At 74.8% G+C, this 19282-nt stretch carries 14 protein-coding genes; 8 read left to right on the top strand and 6 right to left on the bottom strand.

Annotated elements, in window-relative coordinates:
• Positions 1 to 57 precede the first annotated feature (57 nt).
• Positions 58 to 984, top strand: a complete 927-nt coding sequence (locus ACFVS6_RS08575; RefSeq protein ID WP_389702062.1) for a LysR family transcriptional regulator — start codon at positions 58 to 60, stop codon at positions 982 to 984.
• A 165-nt stretch (positions 985 to 1149) separates the two neighbouring features.
• Here ACFVS6_RS08575 and ACFVS6_RS08570 read toward each other — a convergent pair whose 3' ends face one another.
• Both ACFVS6_RS08570 and ACFVS6_RS08565 read right to left on the bottom strand, forming a co-directional pair.
• Positions 1150 to 1872 carry a response regulator gene (locus tag ACFVS6_RS08570; protein WP_389701884.1) on the bottom strand — a complete coding sequence of 241 codons (723 nt, stop codon included), beginning with the start codon at positions 1870 to 1872 and terminating at the stop codon, positions 1150 to 1152.
• Positions 1873 to 2081: 209 nt separating this feature from the next.
• The gene (locus ACFVS6_RS08565) at positions 2082 to 2972 is read right to left on the bottom strand and encodes a sensor histidine kinase (protein ID WP_389701883.1); all 891 of its coding nucleotides are present in this window, start codon (positions 2970 to 2972) and stop codon (positions 2082 to 2084) included.
• 211 nt (positions 2973 to 3183) lie between these two features.
• Here ACFVS6_RS08565 and ACFVS6_RS08560 point away from each other — a divergent pair, with 211 nt between their 5' ends.
• Both ACFVS6_RS08560 and ACFVS6_RS08555 read left to right on the top strand, forming a co-directional pair.
• Entirely contained in the window at positions 3184 to 3939 is a 756-nt protein-coding gene (locus ACFVS6_RS08560; RefSeq protein ID WP_389701881.1) for an ABC transporter ATP-binding protein, read from the top strand.
• Complete coding sequence (locus tag ACFVS6_RS08555) at positions 3936 to 6242, top strand: FtsX-like permease family protein (protein ID WP_389701880.1); 2307 nt, start codon at positions 3936 to 3938, stop codon at positions 6240 to 6242. The genes ACFVS6_RS08560 and ACFVS6_RS08555 overlap by 4 nt, the downstream gene beginning before the upstream one ends.
• Positions 6243 to 6269: 27 nt before the next feature.
• Here the strand turns inward: ACFVS6_RS08555 and ACFVS6_RS08550 are convergent, their stop codons facing one another.
• Complete coding sequence (locus ACFVS6_RS08550) at positions 6270 to 7292, bottom strand: hypothetical protein (protein WP_389701878.1); 1023 nt, start codon at positions 7290 to 7292, stop codon at positions 6270 to 6272.
• 187 nt (positions 7293 to 7479) lie between these two features.
• On the opposite strand from ACFVS6_RS08550, the gene ACFVS6_RS08545 reads away from it, so the two are divergent.
• Positions 7480 to 7962, top strand: coding sequence for an STAS domain-containing protein (locus tag ACFVS6_RS08545; protein WP_389701876.1), 483 nt, complete (start codon positions 7480 to 7482; stop codon positions 7960 to 7962).
• Between the two features lie 90 nt (positions 7963 to 8052).
• Here ACFVS6_RS08545 and ACFVS6_RS08540 read toward each other — a convergent pair whose 3' ends face one another.
• Complete coding sequence (locus ACFVS6_RS08540) at positions 8053 to 8766, bottom strand: ABC transporter ATP-binding protein (RefSeq protein ID WP_389701874.1); 714 nt, start codon at positions 8764 to 8766, stop codon at positions 8053 to 8055.
• 158 nt (positions 8767 to 8924) lie between these two features.
• Between ACFVS6_RS08540 and ACFVS6_RS08535 the strand changes: the two genes are divergently transcribed.
• The 4 genes from ACFVS6_RS08535 (at position 8925) to ACFVS6_RS08520 (ending at position 17546) form a co-directional block, all read left to right on the top strand.
• On the top strand, positions 8925 to 12170 hold the full coding sequence (locus ACFVS6_RS08535) for an FtsX-like permease family protein (RefSeq protein ID WP_389701872.1): 3246 nt from the start codon (positions 8925 to 8927) through the stop codon (positions 12168 to 12170).
• Positions 12167 to 14947, top strand: coding sequence for a hypothetical protein (locus ACFVS6_RS08530; RefSeq protein WP_389701870.1), 2781 nt, complete (start codon positions 12167 to 12169; stop codon positions 14945 to 14947). Before ACFVS6_RS08535 ends, ACFVS6_RS08530 begins: the two co-directional genes overlap by 4 nt.
• Complete coding sequence (locus tag ACFVS6_RS08525) at positions 14944 to 15948, top strand: ABC transporter ATP-binding protein (protein ID WP_389701869.1); 1005 nt, start codon at positions 14944 to 14946, stop codon at positions 15946 to 15948. Before ACFVS6_RS08530 ends, ACFVS6_RS08525 begins: the two co-directional genes overlap by 4 nt.
• Positions 15949 to 16088: 140 nt before the next feature.
• Positions 16089 to 17546 carry a condensation domain-containing protein gene (locus ACFVS6_RS08520; protein ID WP_389701867.1) on the top strand — a complete coding sequence of 486 codons (1458 nt, stop codon included), beginning with the start codon at positions 16089 to 16091 and terminating at the stop codon, positions 17544 to 17546.
• An 82-nt stretch (positions 17547 to 17628) separates the two neighbouring features.
• Here ACFVS6_RS08520 and ACFVS6_RS08515 read toward each other — a convergent pair whose 3' ends face one another.
• Entirely contained in the window at positions 17629 to 18849 is a 1221-nt protein-coding gene (locus ACFVS6_RS08515; protein WP_389702060.1) for an RNA polymerase sigma factor, read from the bottom strand.
• A gap of 68 nt (positions 18850 to 18917) precedes the next feature.
• The gene (locus tag ACFVS6_RS08510) at positions 18918 to 19274 is read right to left on the bottom strand and encodes a YciI family protein (protein WP_389701865.1); all 357 of its coding nucleotides are present in this window, start codon (positions 19272 to 19274) and stop codon (positions 18918 to 18920) included.
• Positions 19275 to 19282: the final 8 nt, after the last annotated feature.

Here is a 19282-nt window from a genome sequence, read left to right as displayed (position 1 = left end):
GTCCCCGGCGGAACCGACCAGTCGCTGAACACGTCGTTAGGAAAACTGTTGATCGATGTGCACCGGCTGCGCGTCCTGCTGGCCGTCGCCGAGCACGGCAGCTTCAACCGGGCCTCCGCAGCCCTGGGCCTGACGCCATCGGCCGTCTCCCAGCACATCGCCTCGCTCGAACGCGGGCTGGGCCGACCCGTCGCCGTGCGCAGCACGCGCGGGGTCACCCTCACCGAGGCGGGCCGGCTGCTGACGGAGACGGCACGGACGATCGACGCCGAACTGGACCGGGTCCGCCACCGCCTCGACCGGCTGAGCGCCCCTCGGCCGCGGCTCACGGTGGCCACCTTCACCAGCGGCGGCCGCCACCTGCTGCCGCAGGCCCTCACCACCTTCGTGGCCGCGCACCCCGAGGTGGAACTGACCGTCCTGGAGGCGGAACCGGAGGAAGCGGTGCCCATGGTGCGCGGCGGCGCCGCGGACCTCGCCCTGACCTACCGCTTCGACGGCCCGTTGCCGTCGGGCGCATCGGGCGCATCGGGTGCGGCGGGTACGGGCGCGGCCGGGGTGACCTGGTTCCCGCTGCTGGAGGATCCGCTGTACGCGGTCCTCCCGCCCGGGCATCACCTCGCCGACCGCGACGGGGTGGAACCGGCCGAACTCGCCGCCGACCGCTGGGTGCTCGGCTGCCTCAAGACGGAGGCCCACCTGCGCCGGTACGCCGAACGGGCCGGCTTCGAGCTGCGCGTCGCGGCCTCCACCACCGACTACTTCTTCGCGCAGACCCTGGTCGGGGCGGGCGTCGGGGTAGCCCTGATCCCACACATCGGCCTGGCCCCGGCCGCCGGATCCGCCGTCATCCCCCTCGAACCCCCGCGCCCCGCCAGACACATCGGCGTGGTCACCGCCCACCGCCCCCACCCGGAGCCGTACACAGCCGCGCTGACCGACGCCCTGTCCTCGGGCACGGCCCAGGACCGGCCGGTCCGGTAGCCCGGCACGGCTCGGTGGGGGGACCCGTCGGGCAAGCCCTTCCGGCCCGCACTGCTCCGGAGCGGTAGGCCGACGCGGGCGGGGAGCTGGATCGTCGCCCGGTTGGGCGCCGGTCGATCCCCCGATCATGACCGCGCACACCCTCGGGGCCGCCGCGGGGTCCGGTCACCGTCGGGTGCCCGGAGGGCCTCCTCCGGGGGCCGGAACCGGGGGCGTCGGCGGGATGACCGCGCCGGGGGTGACCAGCCCCGTCTCGTAGGCCAGGACGACCGCCTGCGCCCGGTCCCGCAGGGCCAGTTTGGCGAAGATCCGCGCCACGTGCGTCTTCACCGTGGCTTCGCTGAGCGTCAGCTCCCGGGCCAGTTCGGCGTTGGACAGACCGTGGCCCATCAGCGTCAGCACCTCGCGCTCGCGCGGGGTCAGCGCGGCGAGGTCCCGGTGCGGGGCCGGCTCCGCCCGCGGTGCGGCCGCCGGGGCGCACCGCTCCACCAGGCGGCGGGTGATCGAAGGCGAGAGCAACGCGTCGCCCGTGCCCACCAACCGGACGGCGGCCGCCAGGTGTGCGGGCGTGACGTCCTTGAGCAGGAACCCGCTGGCCCCGGCGGCTAGGGCGGCGTAGACGTACTGGTCGAGGTCGAAGGTGGTCAGCATGATCACCCGGGTCGCCGGGAGCTCCGCGAGGATCCGGCGGGCCGCCTCCAGGCCGTCCATGTGGGGCATCCGGATGTCGAGCAGAACGACGTCGGGGCGCACCCGGCGGGCCGTGGCCACCGCCTCGGCACCGTCGGCGGCCACACCCACCACATCGATCCCCCGGGCCGTCAGGATCATCCGGAAACCGGTCCGGACGAGTTCCTGATCGTCGGCGATCACCACCCGGGGCCTCACGGACCCCGCTTCCCCGAATCCCGACCCCGACCCCGACGCGGACCCGGACCCGGGCCCGAATCCGGCCTCTGCCTCTGCCTCTGCCTCTGGCTCTGCCCCGGCACCGGCACTGGCACTGGCACCGGCACCGGCACCGGCACCAAGGCCGAACTCCGCGGCGGACCCCGCCACCGCCCCCGCCACCGGTACGGATACCGGCCCGGGCGCGGTCACGGCCGCCCCAGGGGCAGGCGGGCACGGACCCGGTATCCCCCGCCGAGGCGGCGGCGGGCATCGAGGTCACCGCCGTAGACGGCCACCCGCTCGCGCAGTCCGAGCAGTCCCCGGCCCGTCCCGTCGGCCTTCTGCGCCCCTGACGGCGCCGGGAGTGCCGCTGCCCCACCCGGGCCCGCCGCCGATGTACCGTCCGACAGCACGCTCGGACCGCTGTTGAGCACCTCCACCCGTAGCGCGTGGTCGGCGTACCGCACCGTCACCTCGGCCCTCCCTCCGTTCCCGTGCTTGAGCGCATTGGTCAGTGCCTCCTGGATGATGCGGTAGGCCGTCACGTCGATCCCGGCCGGCAGGCTGCGCGGTTCCCCGGATATGCGCACCTCCACCGGTAGCCCGGCGAAGGCGATCCGGTCGATGAGGGAGCTCAACCGGCTCAGGCTCGGCTGCGGCGTCAGCTCCCCGACGCCCGCGTACGGCTCGTCCTCACCGTCCTGTGCGGGTGCCAGCAGGCCCAGCAGGTTGCGCAGCTCGGTCATCGTGGTGCGCCCGGCGTCCTCGACGGCCCCCATCGCCGACGCCGCCTCCTGCGGCATGGTCGCCAGCACCTCGCGGGCGGCTCCGGCCTGCACGATCATCAGGCTCACGTTGTGGCTGACGATGTCGTGCAACTCGGCGGCTATCCTGGCCCGCTCCGCGTCGACCGCACTGCGGCTCGCGCTCTCGCGCTCACGCTCCAGGAGCCACCCGCGCTCCCCCAGGGCCGCTCCGTGCGCGCGCCGCTCCCGCGCCAGCGCGACCCACAGGCCACCCACCGCACACAACGCGAGCGTCAGTGCCAGGCACACGACACCCAGCGCGCCGCCCGTCTGCCATCCCACTCCGTCCACCCCCATCCACCGTCAGCCATCCGCACCCGAGCCCGCATCTCGCGCGAACCGGACTCCGGCCGAAGATCGTTGCGCCTCAAGCGTCGCAGCCGGAGCGGTAGTCCGCATCCCTCCCCCGAGCCCACTTCCGTACATCCCCGGGATGACACCGCCGGCCCTTTGCACCCCCGGGGTGACGTCCGCACCGCGGCACCCCCTCTAAGTTCGGGGCATGACAACTGATCATGACGGTGCGCGGCCGGTCGTCGTCCGGCTGGACGGCGTGCACAAGGAGTACGGCGACGCGAAGGCCCTGGACGGCCTCTCGTTGGAGGTCCGCAAGGGCGACGCCGTCGCCGTGATGGGGCCGTCGGGGTGCGGCAAGTCCACGCTCCTCAACATGGTGGCGGGTCTGGACCGACCGAGCGCCGGCAGGGTCGAGGTCCAGGGCCACGACCTGGGGAACCTGACCGAGACGGGCCTGGCCCTGTTCCGTCGCCGCGACGTCGGAATGATCTTCCAGTTCTTCAACCTCATCGACGACCTGCCGGCCCTCGACAACGTCGCCCTGGCGGCCCAGTTGACCGGCGCGTCCGCCCGTCAGGCCCGCCGGCGCGCCCTGGAGCTGCTCGACGAGCTCGGCATCGCGGACCGCCGCGACCACTACCCGGCCACGCTCAGCGGTGGCGAGCGTCAACGTGTTGCCGTGGCACGGGCCCTGATGAACCGTCCGGCGCTGTTGCTGGCCGACGAGCCCACCGGCGCCCTCGACAGCCGGGCCGGCGAGCAGGTGATGGACCTGTTGATCGACCTCAACCAGATCGGCCAGACCCTCCTGATCGTCACCCACGACCCGCACCTGGCCACGCGCTGCGCGAGCCGGCTGGTCGAGGTCGCCGACGGCCGGGTGGCCCGTGAGACCGCCCTGCACGAGAGCGCCACGGGCCACGGCCCGCTGGGCGGGGACCCGTTGGGAACGAGCGCGTGAGCGCCGTGTGGCGGGCCGCGCGGGCCGCCGTCCGGCGGCGCAGGGTCCAGACGATCGTCATCGGTCTCGTCGTCCTGTGCGCGACCACGACGGTAATGCTCGCCCTCGCCCTCCTCTCGGCCGCCTCCGCGCCCTTCGACCGGGCCCATGCCGCGCAGCGCGGCGCGCACGTGTCGGCGACGTACGACCCCGCCGGGGTCTCGGACGCCCAACTGACGGAAACCGCCCGGCGCCCGGGGGTGGAGGCCGCCTCGGGTCCGTTCCGCCGGGCCGTCGTCATGGTGCCCGGGGACTGGCTCTGGATGCCGCGCGGTCCGCTGACCGTGGTCGGCCGGGCGGATCCCGACGGGCCGGTGGACCGGATCGACCTGCTGCGGGGCCGTTGGGCCTCCGCGCCCGGGGAGATCGTCGTCAACTGGGACATCGGCGGTTCGCCGTTCGAGGACCTGCTGGGCACGAAGTTGGAGTCCCCGGGGCTGCCGACTCTGACCGTGGTGGGATTCGCCACCAGCATGAGCGGCTCGGCCGGGGCCTGGGTCACCCCGGAACAGGTCGCGGAGCTCCGGCCCGCCTCGGTCCAGATGCTCTACCGGTTCACGGACGCCTCCTCCCCCGCCGCCGTCCGGGACGGGCTGGCCGGGGCCACCGCCGGGCTGCCTGCGGGGACCCTGACGGCCTCCCAGTCCTACTTCACCCTCAAGAAGGCCTTCTCCTCGCGGGCCGACGCCTACCTGCCGTTCATGGGGCTCTTCGGCATCCTGGGCCTGCTCGTCTCCACACTGATCGTCGCCAACGTGGTCAGCGGGGCCGTCGTCGCCGGGTACCGGAACATCGGTGTCCTCAAGGCCATGGGCTTCACCCCGAACCAGGTCGTGGCCGTCCATCTGACGATGACCGGGGTGCCCGCCGTCGTCGGGTGCCTGCTCGGCACCCTGGCCGGCGGCGCGCTGGCCGGGCCGTTCCTGCAGGTCGCCTTCTCCGGAACGGAGACCGGCATCGCCGTGGTCAACACCGTCGACCCGCGGGTCTTCGCCGTCTGCCTGCTGGGAATACCCGCCCTCGTCCTGGTCACGGCCCTGGTACCCGCGCTGCGGGCGCACCGGCTGCCGGCGGCTCGGGCGATCGGCACGGCGGGGGTGTCGCGGGCCGGGCGCGGACTGCGCGTCCAGCGCGTGCTCGCCGCCTCCGGACTCCCGACCCCCGTCGGCCTGGGTCTCGGGCAGCCGTTCGCCCGCCCGGCGCGCACCCTCATGACCATGGCCGCGATCGTCCTCGGCGTCACCACGGTCACCCTGGCCACGGGGCTGACCGGGACGATGCTGGCGTACGCGGAGACGGGCGCGGGCGGCGGCCCCACAGTCACCGTCCAGACGGGCGCTCCGCTCAACGGGCTGCCGTCGCTGCGGCTCGGCGACGCGGAGATCGAGGCGAGGTTGCGTTCGCTGCCGGACGCACGCGAGGTCCGGGCCAGTGCCCTGTCCCAGGTGGGCCTGGTCGGTTACACGCAGCCCGCGTTCGCCGACTTCCATCGGGGCGACCTCGCCTCCCACGCCTCCCGGCTCGCGGACGGCCGGATGCCCCGGACGGCGGGCGAGATCGTGGCCGGGCCCGGGTTCCTGACCGAACGGGGGCTCGCGGTGGGCAGCGCGATCACGCTGGAGCTGGACGGCAGGCGGGTGCCGGGAACCGTCGTCGGCGAGCTCGTCGACGGTGACGCCCGCGCGTTCAGCTCCTCCTGGAAGACCCTGGAGGCGCTCGCGCCGGAGGTGCGGGCCCGGCAGTACCAGGTGGCGCTCGCGCCCGGATCGGACGCACGCGCGTACGCGGACGCCGTCGACGCGCTCGACCCCGGACTGCGCGCCGAGGTGAACGAGCCCGGCAGCGCCGCGACCACGGTCGTCGTCGGCTTCTCCTCGGTGTTCACCGTCCTGCTGTCGGTCGTCACGGCGCTCGGGGTCTTCAACACGGTGCTGCTGAACGTCAGGGAGCGGCGCCGCGACCTCGGGATGCTGAAGTCGATCGGCATGACCCCGCGTCAGGTGGTGGTGATGACCGTGACCTCCGTGACGGGTGTGGGGGCGGTCGCCGGTCTGATCGGGATCCCGTTGGGGATGGTGGCGCACCGGCTGGTCGTCGACAACGTGGGGATCGTGTCCTTCACCGCGGCCATGAAGGACGTCTGGCACGCGCCGCAGCTGGTGGGCCTGCTGCTGGCCGGGGTGGTCATCGCGGTGCTGGGCGCCCTCGTACCGGCCCGGACGGCCGCGAGGACCACGATCTCGGCGGCGCTGCACACCGAGTGAACGGGATCGGCCGGTCGGACCGGCCCGTCAGCGGGGATCGCCCCGCCCGGCATCGTCCTGTCCTCCGTCGTCCTGTCCTGCATCGCGCCGCCCTGCATCACCCCGCCCGGGCGTCCCCGGGGCGCGGAGCCGGTCCTGTGCGGCGGTGGCCGCGTCCCGGGCCTCCTTCGCGGCCCGGCCGGCCTCGCGGTGGCGGGCCTCGGCCCCGGTGACCGCCGTGTAGGCCCGGTCGCGTGCGTCCCTCGCGCGCTCGGCCTCCCGTTCCAGGCGGGCCGCCTCGGCGTCGGCGGCCGCGGCCGACTCCACCGCGCGCCGGCGGGCCCCGTCGGCCTCCCGCAGCTCCTCCTCACGGGCGGCGGCCTCCCGTTCGGCTTCCTCGACGGCGGCCCGCGCCGCCTCCGGTCGCCCGTCACGGACGGCGTCGCGGGCGGCCCCACCGCCGGCACCGACCCGGGTCCCGGTCCCGGCCCCGGTCCTTGCCGCGGTGCCGGCCCCGGTGTCGGCCCCACCACCCGCGTCCGCCGCGTCCGCGTCCGGGCCCCGCCCGGCTGCCGCCCGTACGGCGTCCGGGTCGGCCGCCGGGAAGTCGGGTTCCGGCTCGGGGGTCCGTACGAGCCGGCCCGACGCCCACTCCGCGGACGCCTCCGGTCCGGCCAGGACCGCGTACAGGATCCGCTCGACCTCCCGCACCACCGGCTCCGAGATCGGCGAGCCCGCCTCCGCCGCCAGCCGGCCGGCCTCCCGGGCGAGGGCGCCGATCACCACGTGCTGCCGGTGGGACAGGGCCCGCAACCGCTCGCCGTCCAGTGCGTGGTGCGCGCTGCGCAGTGCCTGCGCGAGTTGGAGGAACTGCTCTGCTTCCTCGGGCTGGGACCGTACGAGCAGGTTCGAGGCCCAGGCGGCCAGGGTGGGCCGGCGCATCGCCTTGATCCGCCGGGCGGCCTCCGGTCCGTCCTCCTCCTTCGCCCGGGCCGCGGCCTCCGTCCGCGCGGCCGTGAAGCCCGATGGGTGCGCCGCGTACAGCGCGTCGATGACCTCGTCCACGTCCACGCGCCCCACTGTCCGTCATGACCGGCCGGTGGCGCGGTACCCCGTCCGTCGCGCGCCGCCGGGCGGACGCAGGGGTGCCCCGGGCGGGTGAGGAAGATCGCCGGAACGGGTCAGTGGGCCGCCCCGCGCGGGTGAAGTGTGTGCCCGGGCCGGTTCCCCGACCGGGGCGGGGCCCGTTGGAGGGGGCATGAACGCTCCCATAAACGCCCCGATACTGCCCGCGGCCCGCGCTCTGACCGCCCCGTCCGCCACGACCGCCTCAGCCGCCACGACCGTCCCGCCCGGCCCACCGGAGCCCAACGATCCGCGCGCACCGGCCCGGTCCACCGACACGGGGCCGGACGCCGGTCCCGACCCGCTCCCCCGCATACGGTCCACGCTCCACGACGGTGTCCTCACCGTCGCCCTGGCGGGCGAGTTCGACCACTTCACCTGCGCACCCCTGCGCGGGGTCCTCGATGAGGGAGCCGTGCGCGGCGCGCGCCACCTCGTCCTCGACGCGGCCCTGGTCTCCTTCTGCGACTCCGCCCTGCTGGACGTGCTGGACCGGTGGGTGCTGAGCGGCCGTTCCTGGGAAGCCACCGGCGCCTCCCGTTCCGTCCGGCTCCTGTTCTCCCTGGAGGCGCGGATCCGGCCGGGGCACGGCGTCCGGCAGGGGGTGGGCCCGTGACGTTCACGGCGCTCACGCTGATCCCGCTGCTGCTGGCCCTCGCGCTGGCCCGCCGGCTGCCGCCGGGCCCGGAGCAACGGGTTCCCGCCGTCAATCCGTCGGGGCCTCGACGATCCGCCCGTCGCGCAACTCCACCACCCGGTCGGCGAGTTCGATCATCGCCGGATCGTGGGTGGCGACCAGTGCGGTGACTCCCTCGCTGCGCACCACGGCGCGCAGCAGGCGCATGATGGAGCGGCCGGTCTCGGAGTCGAGCTGGCCGGTGGGTTCGTCCGCGATGATCAGGGCGGGCTCATTGGCCAGCGCGCGGGCCACGGCGACGCGCTGCTGCTGACCTCCGGAGAGTTCGCCGGGGCGCTGCTCGGCGTGGTCGGCGAGACCGACCAGGGCCAGCAGCGTGCGGACGCGTTCCTCGCGCTGCTTCGCCGGGACCTTGCGCATCCGCATGGGTACGCCGATGTTCTCGGCGGCGGTCAGCACCGGTATCAAACCGAAGGACTGGAAGACGAAGCCGATCCGGTCGCGGCGCAGGGCGAGCAGTCCGTCCTCGTCCAGCCCGGCCAGGTCGGTTCCGTCGAGTTCGACGCTGCCGCCGGTCGGGGTGTCGAGTCCCCCGACGAGGTTCAGCAGAGTGGTCTTCCCGGAGCCCGATCGGCCCTTGAGCGCCGTGAGTTCACCACGTCGGGCCTCGAACGTGACCCCCCTCAGGGCATGTACGGCGCGTTCCCCCGCACCGAAGCTCTTGCGCAGGTCGCGCACCACCATCATGGACGTCACGGTGGCCCCGTTCTCCTGCTGGGTCATGGTGAACTTCCCCTCGGACCGGCTCGTTTCCGCACCTTCAATTCCGAATATGCTCATCCGTCACACGAAACACGCAAGTCCCTTCCGCTGTCGGATCGAATCTGACAGCATCGTCCGCTATCCGGTGCCAATGGTCCGGATGGGGGGAAGGAAGGCACATGGTCGGCTTCGTCGTGCGCCGGATGCGCGGGCGACTGCCGCTCGCGGCCGCCGCACTGCTCACCGCGCTCATCACCACGACCGCGTTGACGGCGCTCCTCGCCTTCACCCGGAACGTGGGCGACGCGGCGATGCGCCAGGCACTGACCGGCCCGGGACGCGCCCACACCTCCGTCCTCCTCTCCGCCGAGCACGGCACCGGCACCCGCGCGGCCGACGACGAGAGCGCGCGCGGCTTCGGCACCGGGCTGTTCGGCCCCCTGCCCTTCGGCGTCGAGAGCGTGGCCCGCAGCCGCTCGTACGGGCTGCCCGGCGCCGGCACGACCGCGGGCAAGGACGCCGATCTGACGGTGCTCGCAGCCCTCGACCGCGGTCGCGCACGTCTCCTCGCCGGCCATTGGCCCGAGGCGGTGGCGCCCGGCCCGGCCCGCGTACCGGTGGCCGTGCCGCAGGCGGCGCTGACCCGGCTCGGGCTGGACGCGGCCTCCCTGCCGGCCGAGGTGCGCCTCGACGACCGGTACGGCGGCCCGCAGCTCGGCGTGCTCGTCACCGGGGTCTACCGGGCGGCCGACCGGGAGGACCCGTACTGGCGGCTCGACCCGGTCGGCGGCCGGGAACTCCAGGTCGGCAGCTTCGCCACCTACGGCCCGATGCTCGTCCACGACTCCGTCTTCACCGTCGGCGGCCTGGTGCAGAACAGCCGCGCGACGCTGCTGACCCCCGACTTCTCCGACGCGACGGCCGCGCAGGTCGCGGGAGTCCGCGCACGCGCCCCGGGCCCCGACGCCAAGCCGTCCGGGCTGACGATCGCCACCGACCTGCCGGAGTACCTGCGCGGGCTCGACACCGCGCAGCGGGTCGCCCGCTCCACCCTGGCCGTCGGCGCGCTCCAGTTGGCCGTACTGGCCGCGGCCACCCTGCTCCTGGTCGCCCGACTGGTGACGGAGCGGCAGGAACCGGAACGGATCCTGCTCACCGCGCGCGGCGCCTCCCGCCGCCGCCTCGGGCTGCTCACGGCCGCCGAGTCGCTGCTGCTCGCCCTGCCCGCCGCGGTCCTCGCCCCGTTGCTCACCCCGCTCCTGCTGCGCGTCGCCGCCGGCCACGGCCCGCCGGCCGGGGTGCCGATGGAGACCGGGGGGAGCTGGGTGCTGTGGCCGGTCGCGGCCGGCTGCGCGTTGCTGTGCGTCCTGCCCGCCGTGCTGCCGTCCGTTCTGCGCGGGGCGGCGACCGGGACCTTCGCAGGGCGGCGCGGGGCCCGGGTGTCGGCCGCGGCCCGCTCCGGACTCGACCTGGCGGTGGCCGCGTTCGCCTTCCTGGCCTACCGGCAGCTCGACCGCTACAGCGGCGCCGGTTCCGCCGTTCCGGACGGGGACCCCGGGAGGTTCGGCGTGGACCCGGTCCTGGTCGCAGCCCCCACACTCGCCCTGTGCGCGGGCACCCTCCTCGTCCTGCGGGTGCTGCCGTTCGCCGCCCGGCTGGGCGGATGGCTCGCCGCCCGGGGTCGCGGCCTCGGACAGGCGCTCGTGGGCTGGCAGCTCGCGCGGCGACCCGCAGCGGCCACCGGGCCCGTCCTGCTGCTCGTCCTCGCGGTGTCCAGCGGCGTCCTGGCGCTGGGCCAGCACTCCGCCTGGTCCGACTCGCAGCGCGACCAGGCCTCCTTCAGCACGGCCGGAGGGCTGCGGATCACCGGCAGCGACCTGGCGCCCCTGGGCCAGGGCGGCCGGTACACGGCCCTGCCCGGCGGCGACCGGGCCACCCCGGTACTGCGCCTACCGCACGCGCTGCCCGACACCAGCACCGGCGAACTCCTCGCGCTGGACTCCGCCGCCGTCGCCCGGTCGGTGCCGCTGCGGGCCGATCTGCGTGACGGGCGACCCATGAACGACCTGTTCGGCCCCCTTTCCGTGCCACCGGGCGCCGGCGCCGGGATAGAACTGCCCGGCACGCCCCAGCGGATCGACGTCGACGTGACGCTGCGCGCGGAGCGGGCGAGCGGCGGCCCCCGGCTGGCCGTACTGCTGCGCGACCGGTTCGGCCTGACCTACCGGACCCCGGTGGCGGCGCTGCCGGAGGACGGTGACGGCACCGTCTCCGTGGACGTCGCGGCCCTGGCAGGCGCCCCGCTCGGCGCCGCCGCCCCGCCCCTGACCATCACCGGGTTCGCACTGGCCTACGGCGCCGAGCCCGGGTTCCACACCGCGCCGGACGAACTCGAACCGGTCACCGGGGAACTGACGGTGCGCCGGGTCTCGGTCGTCGGCGCCCCCGGCGGCCCCGCGGTGCCCGTCCGGATTCCCGCCCCCGCCTGGGACCTGACCGCGCCGTCACTGGGCAACGGCGTGGTCGCGGGCCGGCTGCTGCCCGTCGACGCCGGCTCCCCGAGCCTGCTGCGGCTGCGCTACCAGGGCGGCGCGACCGGCAGCCTGGTGCTCACCACCACCCCGGCGGGCAGCGCACCGCCGGCGCTGCCCGGCCTCGCCACCCACGCCTACCTCGACGCGGTCGGAGCAGGGGTGGGCGACGTGATCCGGGTCTGGCTGGGCATGGACGTCGTCCCCGTGCGGATCACCGGCGCCGTGAACTCCCTGCCGGTGGCCGGCGACCGCGCCGTGGCCGTCGACCTCGGCGCCGCCGGCCGGATGCTCGGCGCCATGGACGGGCACGCCCTGCCCGCACCCGACGAGTGGTGGTTGCCCGCCGCCTCCGGCGACGACCCCGCGCCCGGCCGGGCCGCGGCCGAACTGCGGGCGGCCACGGGATCGCAGCAGGTGCTGCTGCGCGAGGACGTGGCCGCCGAACTGCTCGACGACCCGCTCAGCGCCGGCCCGCAAACCGCGTTGGCCGCCCTTGCCGTGGCCTGCGCGGTGCTCGCGGCCATCGGATTCGGCGCCTCGGCGGCCGCCGCCGCACGCCGCAGGTCCCGGGAGTCCGCGATCCTGCTGGCCCTGGGCGCGCCCCGGCGGGGCCTGGCCCGGGCCGCCGCCGCCGAGGGCTGCGTCCTGGTCGGGCTCGGTACCGCCGTGGGCCTGGGCCTGGGCGCTCTCATCGTGCACACGACGGTGCCGCTGATGATCCTTACCGCCGGGGCGCGCCGGCCCGTCCCGGAGGTCCTGGTGGACCTGCCGGGGCTCGAAATGCTGCTGCTGGCGGCCGTCATCGCGGCCGTGCCGCTGCTGGCGGCCGTCCTCGGCGGCCGCCGCGACCGAGGAGTGGCCGCCCGGCTGCGCCACGTGGAGGAGATGTGACCAGCCCGTTCCCCGGTCGCCGGGAAGCACGGCCCGCCCACCCCGAGGGCCGCGGGTCCGCCGTGCGGCGGACCCCGTGGGTGTGGACCCGGCTGGTGGCCACCCCGTCCGCCACGCTGTTGGCGGCCGTCCTCGCGTTCGTCGCCGTGCTGCCGGCCACCGCCCTGCCGCGCGCCCTCGACCGGGGCGCCGACCAGGCGCTGCGCGACTCCTTGCACGCGGGCGGACCGGCTCGGACCAGCCTGTACGCGACCGCCGAGTCCCGGCCGGACGCCCCGTCCCCGAAGGACCTGGACGAACAGCTGGCCGCCCTGGTCGCCCGTACCGGACCCTCCTTCCGCCTGGCCGCCTCCGGCCCGGTGCACGGCGCGATCGGCGACAAACCCCGCACCCTGGCCAACCCGGAACTCGCGGTCCTCGACGAACAGCCGCCCCAGGCCAACCTGCTGTTCCTGCCACGGGCCGCCGAGCACGCGCGGCTCGTGGAGGGCCGCTGGCCCGGGGGCGGCGCGGGCGACGGGCCGATTCCGGTAGCCCTGTCCAAGAGCGCGGCCGACACCCTCAAGGCGAAGGTCGGCACCGTCCTGAAGCCGCTGGACGGGCTCTCCCTGCCGGTCACCGCCGAGGTCGTCGGCCTCTACACGGCGCAGGACCCCGCCGGCGCCTACTGGACCGACCTGGCCTGCGCCACCAAGGCCTGCATGCCCGCGAAGGCCTGCGCCACCAAGCCGTGCGCGCCGCCGAGCGCCGGCTGGCTCGTCTCCGCCCTGGTCGGTCCCGACGCCCTGGAGAAGATCGCCCCGTGGGGCCACGGCTCCAGGGACTTCTGGCGGCTGCCCGTGGACACGGACCGGCTGCGCGTCGACACGCTGCCCCGCGTCACGGACGAGGTCTCCGCGCTCGTCGCCGGACCCACCGCCTCCGGGCTGGCGTTGGAGACGGGCCGCCCCGACCTGCGGATCACTTCCGAGATCCTGCGCCTGTTCGGAGAGGCACGGGCCGAACAGCAGGCCGCCGCTCCGCTCGCGGCGATCGGACCGGCCGGGCTGGGCGGGGTGGCCCTCGTGGTCTTCCTCCTGGCCGCCGGGCTGACCGGTGACCGGCGTCGGGACGAACTGCTGCTGCTGCGGGCCCGGGGCGGATCGCGCGCCGGGATCCTGCGCCGGCTGCTCGCCGAGGGCTCCGTGACCGTCCTGCCGGCCGCCGTCATCGCGGCCGCGGCGGCGCTGGTGCTGTTGCCCACCCCACGCCTGGCACCCGCCCTACTGGCCGCCGGGGCCGTCACCCTCGTGGCCCTGCTGGCCTTTCCCGTACGGGCCTTCGTGCTGCTGTCGGCCCCGCGCGGGCCCGCGCCCCGGCGCCGGCTGGTCGCCGAGTTCCTCGTCGTCGCCGCGACCGTCGCCGCCGTGGCGGAGGTCCGGCGGCGCGGGGTCGCCCCGGCCGGAGCCGGGCTCGACCCGCTGCTGGTGGCCGCGCCGCTGCTCATCGCCCTGTCCGGGGGTCTCGTGCTGGCCCGGATCCAGCCCCTGGCCGTAGGGGCGCTGGCATGGGCCGGGGCGCGGCGGGCCGGGGTGGTCGGCTTCATCGGCCTGGCGCGGGCCGCCCGCGGCTCCGGGGGCCGGACGGCGCGTCCTTCCGTACTGCCGCTGATCGCCCTGCTGCTGGCCGTCACCACGGGTGGCTTCGGTGCCGCCGTGCTGACCGGCGTCGACGAGTCCCGCCTCCGGGTGGCGCGGTCCGAGGCCGGCGGTGACGTCCAGGTGGCGGCCCCTCCCGGGGAGACGGTGCCGAAGGAGTTCGCCCGGGCGGCGGGCGCGCTGCCCGGCGTACGGACCTCCCTGGGCGTCCGGGTGGACGCCGAGGCCCACGTCTTCGACACCGACCGGGGCTCCGTACCGGCCACGGTGATCGTCGCCGAGCCCGCGGCCTACGCCGAACTGGCGCGGACGGCGGGCCGCGGCGGGTTCGACCCCGCGGTGCTGGCCGGCGCCGACGGCGGTGCGCCGGTCCCGGCGCTGTTCAGCAAGGACCTGTCCGGGAGCGTCTCCGACCGCGCGTACCGGGTACGGCTGGGGAACGGCGCGGACCTCCAGGTGAGGCAGGCCGCCGTGGTCGACGGCACTCCCGCCCGGCCGGGTGCGGCATCGGCCACCATCGTGCTGCCCGCCGGTCCGGTGGCCGCCCGGATACCGCATGCGGCCGACCCCACCCACTGGTTCGCGGTGGGGCGGGCCGATCCGGACCGGGTGCGCGAGTTGATCCGGGAGAACGCCCCGGCCTCGGCCGACAGGTTCCTCGTGAACACGAGCACGGAGGTCGCCGCCCGTCTCGACTCCGGCCCCCTCCAGCACGCCGCGGGACGCCTGTTCCTGGCCTCCCTCGCCGGCGCCGCGGGGTTCGCGCTGCTGGCGGTCCTGCTCGGGCTGGTCCGGGCCTCCCCCGAACGGGGAGCGCTGCTGGCCCGGTTGCGGACGATGGGTCTGAGGCCCCGGCAGGGCATCGCCCTGGTACTGACGGAGTCGCTGCCGCAGGTGCTGGCGGCGGCGCTCGGCGGGTTCCTGACGGCGGCGGCCGCGGTGGCCGTCCTCGGTTCCTCCGTGGACCTGTCGGCGCTGGTGGGCGTGGACGTGCCGGCCGGCCTCCGGCTGACCGTCCCTCCGGTACTGGTCCCGGCCCTGGGCATGGCCGCCCTGGCGGCGCTGGCCGTGCTCGTCGAGGCCGCGGTGTCCGGCCGACGCCAGATCATCACCGAGTTGAGAGCGGGAGACCAACGTTGAACAGCGAAGCGCCCACGTTCGATGAGCTGCGCCGGCAGGCGCTGGCCGCCGCCGAACCGCGCGCCCGGGACGCCGGTACCGCCATCGTCTGCGACCGTCTCGTACGCATCTTCAGCTCGGACGGCGTGGAGGTGCAGGCGCTCCAGGGACTGGAGTTGACGGTGGACCGGGGTGACCTCGTGGCTCTCGTCGGCGCGTCCGGCAGCGGCAAGTCCACGCTGCTGAACATCCTGGCGGGCCTGGACGTCCCGACGGCCGGGAAGGCGAGCGTCGGCGGCTACGACCTGCTGGAGATGTCGGGCCGCGACCGGCTGCGGTACCGCCGCGAGGCGGTGGGCTTCGTGTGGCAGCAGACGGCCCGCAACCTGCTTCCATTCCTGACGGCTGCTCAGAACATAGTGCTCCCCATGCAGTTGAAGGGAGGTGGGCGCAAGGCCGCGGCCCGTCGGGCGCAGCGGGTCGGGCTGCTGCTGGAGGCCCTGGAGATCGGCGGGCTCGGCGACCGCCGCCCGGCCGAGCTCTCCGGCGGGCAGCAGCAACGCGTCGCGATCGCCATGGCCATGGCCAACGACCCGGAGGTGCTCCTCGCCGACGAGCCGACCGGTGAACTGGACTCGGAGACCGCCGCCACTGTCTTCGAGGCGTTCCGCTCGGTCAACCGGGACCTGGGCGCGACCGTGGTCATCGTGACGCACGACCCGATGGTGGCCGGCGAGGTCCGGCGTACGGTGGCCATCCGGGACGGCCGCACCAGCAGCGAGGTCCTGCGTCGCACGGTGACCGACGAGCACGGCGCGGAGTCGGTCAGCGAGCGCGAGTACGTCATGCTCGACCGCAGCGGGCGGGTCCAGCTGCCGCCCAAGTTCCTGGAGGCGCTGGGCATGGAGGACCGGGTCGCGGTGGACCTGGCGGCCGACCACATCGAGGTCCGCCGCCACGACGCGGAGGGGGCGACGGCCGCCGAATCCGGATCCGGCGTCGGGGCGCGGGGCCACCGGTAGCGGTCCGGCGGTCCACCCCTTCCCGCCCCCGACCGCCCCCGACCGCCCCCGCCGACCTGCGGCGACGCCGCGGGCGTCACTTCCTCGGTCCGGGTGTCGTTAGGCGCACGGGGTTGACTCGGGGGCGAAGGGATGACGGAATGCGGCAGTTTCCTCTGGATATGCACCACGTGGCACCGGGACGGGTGGTCGAGTGGCGGTTGCGGTCCACGGCGGCGCCGGCCGGGGACCGCAGCGACGCGGCGGGCAGGAGGGCCTCCTTCAACCAGGACAAGCACTTCACCGTCGCCGAGGCGAGTCGGGCGGCCGACGACCCGGTCGCGTCGTGGGTCGCCGTGACCTTCGAGATCGACGGGGTCCTCGACGAACCGCTCCTCGCACAGGCCCTGTTGGGTTTCGTGCAGCGGCACGAGGTGTTGCGGTGCGAGTTCCGGCGGCTGGCGGGCGAGCTGGCGTGCGAGCCCATCGCGCCCGACGAACTGGCCCTGGAGGCCGAGCACATCGCGACGTTCGACGACGCGACGCTGGTGCGGGACTTCCTCGTCGAGCGTTTCAAGCGGAGCATCGACACCCTGTCGTGGCCGCTGTTCACCATGGGCGCCGTACTGCGTCCGGACTCCGCGACCGTCTACCTCGCCTTCGACCACATCGTGTGCGACGGCATGTCGATGCCGATCGTCGTCAACGAGGTGCTGACCGCCTACGAGGCGCTGGTCGGCGGCGAGGAGGCCGTGCTGCCGCCCGCGCCCAGCTACCTCGACTTCGCCGAGGAGCAGCGCCGCCGCTACCTTTCGATCGACGCGGGTGACGAGCGCCTCGGCTACTGGAAGTCCTTCATCGGACGCAACGGGGAGTTCTTCCCCCGGTTCCCCCTCGATCTGGGCGTGGAGCCCGACCGCATGTACCCGATCGTCAACGAGGCCTCCTCGTTGCTCGACGCGGCGGAGGCCGAGGTCTTCGAGAAGGCCTGCCTGGAGGCCGGCGCGAAGCCGTTCATGGGGGTGCTCGGTTCCGTCGGCGTGTGTCTGCGGGAGGCCGGGGGCCCGGGCGTCTACCGGGGGTTCATGCCCGTCAGCGAGCGTGGGCGCGAGGCGTGGAGCGACTCGGTGGGATGGTTCGTGAACACCATGCCGATCGAGTTCGACGCCTCGCCAGGATTGGACTTCACGCAGGTCATGGCGTCCGTCCGGGCCGGGTTCGGCGAGATGATCGGGCACATCGACGTGCCGTTCGTCAGGGCCTGGGAGCTGCTGGCGCCGCAGGAGTTCGCCGCCCGGGCGTGGCCGTACCCGGTGAACTTCTTCTCGTACATCGACATGCGCAGGTGCCGGGGCGCGGAACGCCACGACGAGTGGCGGCCCACCACGCACGTGTGGTCGGCCCGCGCCAACGGCGCCTGTTCCTGGTTCCAACGCGACGCGGACGGGCTCCACATGAACTCCCTGTACGTGGACACCCCGGCCGCGCGGCGCACGATGGGCGACTTCCAGGAGGCGTTGCGCCGGACGGTGCAGACCGTGGCCCGTTCCGGGGGCTTCGGCCGTCCGGTGGCGCTGACGGCTCCCCGCCGGCCGGAACCGGGTCGCGTCAGGGTCTGACGCGGGCGCGTCCGACGCCGCCCGTCCGACGCGGGCCCGTCGGGCGCCGGGTCGCGGGGCGCCGGCCCGGACGGGCGCCGGCTCACAGAGCGTCGGCGCGGCGCCTCAGCAGGTCGCGTTCGCGTGCGTTGCGGGTCAGGGACGCCGCCCTCAGGAACTCGGCGCGGGCTTCCGGCCCGCGTCCGAGCCGCTCCAGCAGGTCGCCCCGTACGCTCGGCAGCAGGTGGTAGGAGCGCAGGGCGGGCTCCTCGGTGAGGGCGTCGACGAGGGGCAGGGCGGCCTCGGGGCCCTCGGCCATGGAGACGGCGACGGCCCGGTTCAGCTCGATCACCGGTGAGGGGATCAGGAGGACGAGCCGCCCGTAGAGCGCGGCGATGGCCGCCCAGTCGGTGTCCTCGTAACGGACGGCCGCCGCGTGGCAGCCGGCGATGGCGGCCTGGAGGGAGTACGGGCCGCTGCCGGCGCGGTGCAGGGCCTCGACGCCGCGTCGGATCAGGAGCCGGTTCCAGCGGGCCCGGTTCTGGTCTGCGAGCAGGACCGGCTCTCCGTCGGGGCCGGTCCGGGTGGGGATGCGGGAGGCCTGGAACTCCAGGAGGGCGCACAGGCCGTGCACCTCGGGTTCGCGGGGCATCAGCCCGGTGAGCACCCGGGCGAGGCGCAGGGCGTCCTCGCACAGGGCCGGGCGGACGAGGTCGTCCCCGGCGGTGGCCGAGTAGCCCTCGTTGAAGATGAGGTAGATGACCTCCAGGACCGAGGCGAGGCGCTGTTCGCGGTCGGCGCCGTAGGGGACTTCGAAGGGCACGGCCGCCTTGGCGAGGGTCCGTTTGGCGCGGACGATGCGCTGGGCGACGGTCGGTTCGGAGGACAGGTGGGCGCGGGCGATCTCCTGCGTGGTCAGGCCACCGACGAGGCGCAGGGTGAGCGCGATGCGGGCGTCGGTGGCGAGGACCGGGTGGCAGGCCGTGAAGACGAGGCGCAGCAGGTCGTCGTCGATGTCCTCGGGGTCGGCGGGTTCCTCCGGGGCCGGCACGTCCTCCAGGGTGCGGCCGACCTCGGCGAGTTTGCGGGCGTAGGTCTCCTTGCGGCGGACGAGGTCGATCGCTCGGTGTTTCGCGGTGGCCGTGAGCCAGGCCCCGGGCCGGTCGGGGATGCCGCTGACCGGCCACTGTTCGAGCGCCGCGACGAGGGCGTCCTGCGCGAGTTCCTCGGCGATGCCGACGTCGTGCACGATGCGCGCGACTCCCGCGATGATCCGTGCGGACTCGATCCTGAACACCGCTTCGACCGCTCGGGTCGTACTCACTGCCGTCACGGCCACCCATCAGAGCAGCCGTGACGAGGCAGGGCAAACGCGGCGCGGGGCCGCCGGGATCACATCTCGGCGATCTGCCGGACCTCGGCGCTCACGTTCCAGTGGGCGGGGTGGATCTCCAGGAAGCGCCGGGTCCACTCGACGGCCTCGGCCTTGTCCTTGCACTGGCAGAGGGAGTAGCCGCCGACGACCTCCTTGGTCTCGGTGAAGGGACCGTCGGTGTAGCTGACCTTGCCGCCGGACCAGCTGAGCCGGGTGCCCTCGGAGGTGGGGAGCAGGCCGGCGGTGTCGAGCATGACGCCCGCCTTGGTGATCTCCTCCAGGAGGGCGCCCATGCGCTCCTGGAAGTCGGCGGGGAACTCCTCCGGCGGGAGGGCCTGCTCGTTGATGCGGATCATCGTCAGGAAGCGCGGCATGGTGTCTC

Source organism: Streptomyces sp. NPDC057939 (assembly GCF_042887545.1).
GTDB lineage: Bacteria > Actinomycetota > Actinomycetes > Streptomycetales > Streptomycetaceae > Streptomyces.
This window is presented reverse-complemented; position numbering and strand designations above follow the sequence as displayed.

Bases quoted from the DNA above. Each gene is read 5' to 3' on its own strand.
- ACFVS6_RS08545 (WP_389701876.1), top strand. From the start codon at position 7,480: ATGAACGCTCCCATAAACGCCCCGATACTGCCCGCGGCCCGCGCTCTG.
- ACFVS6_RS08540 (WP_389701874.1), bottom strand. From the start codon at position 8,766: ATGACCCAGCAGGAGAACGGGGCCACCGTGACGTCCATGATGGTGGTG.
- ACFVS6_RS08535 (WP_389701872.1), top strand. From the start codon at position 8,925: ATGGTCGGCTTCGTCGTGCGCCGGATGCGCGGGCGACTGCCGCTCGCG.
- ACFVS6_RS08510 (WP_389701865.1), bottom strand. From the start codon at position 19,274: ATGCCGCGCTTCCTGACGATGATCCGCATCAACGAGCAGGCCCTCCCG.
- ACFVS6_RS08560 (WP_389701881.1), top strand. From the start codon at position 3,184: ATGACAACTGATCATGACGGTGCGCGGCCGGTCGTCGTCCGGCTGGAC.
- ACFVS6_RS08520 (WP_389701867.1), top strand. From the start codon at position 16,089: ATGCGGCAGTTTCCTCTGGATATGCACCACGTGGCACCGGGACGGGTG.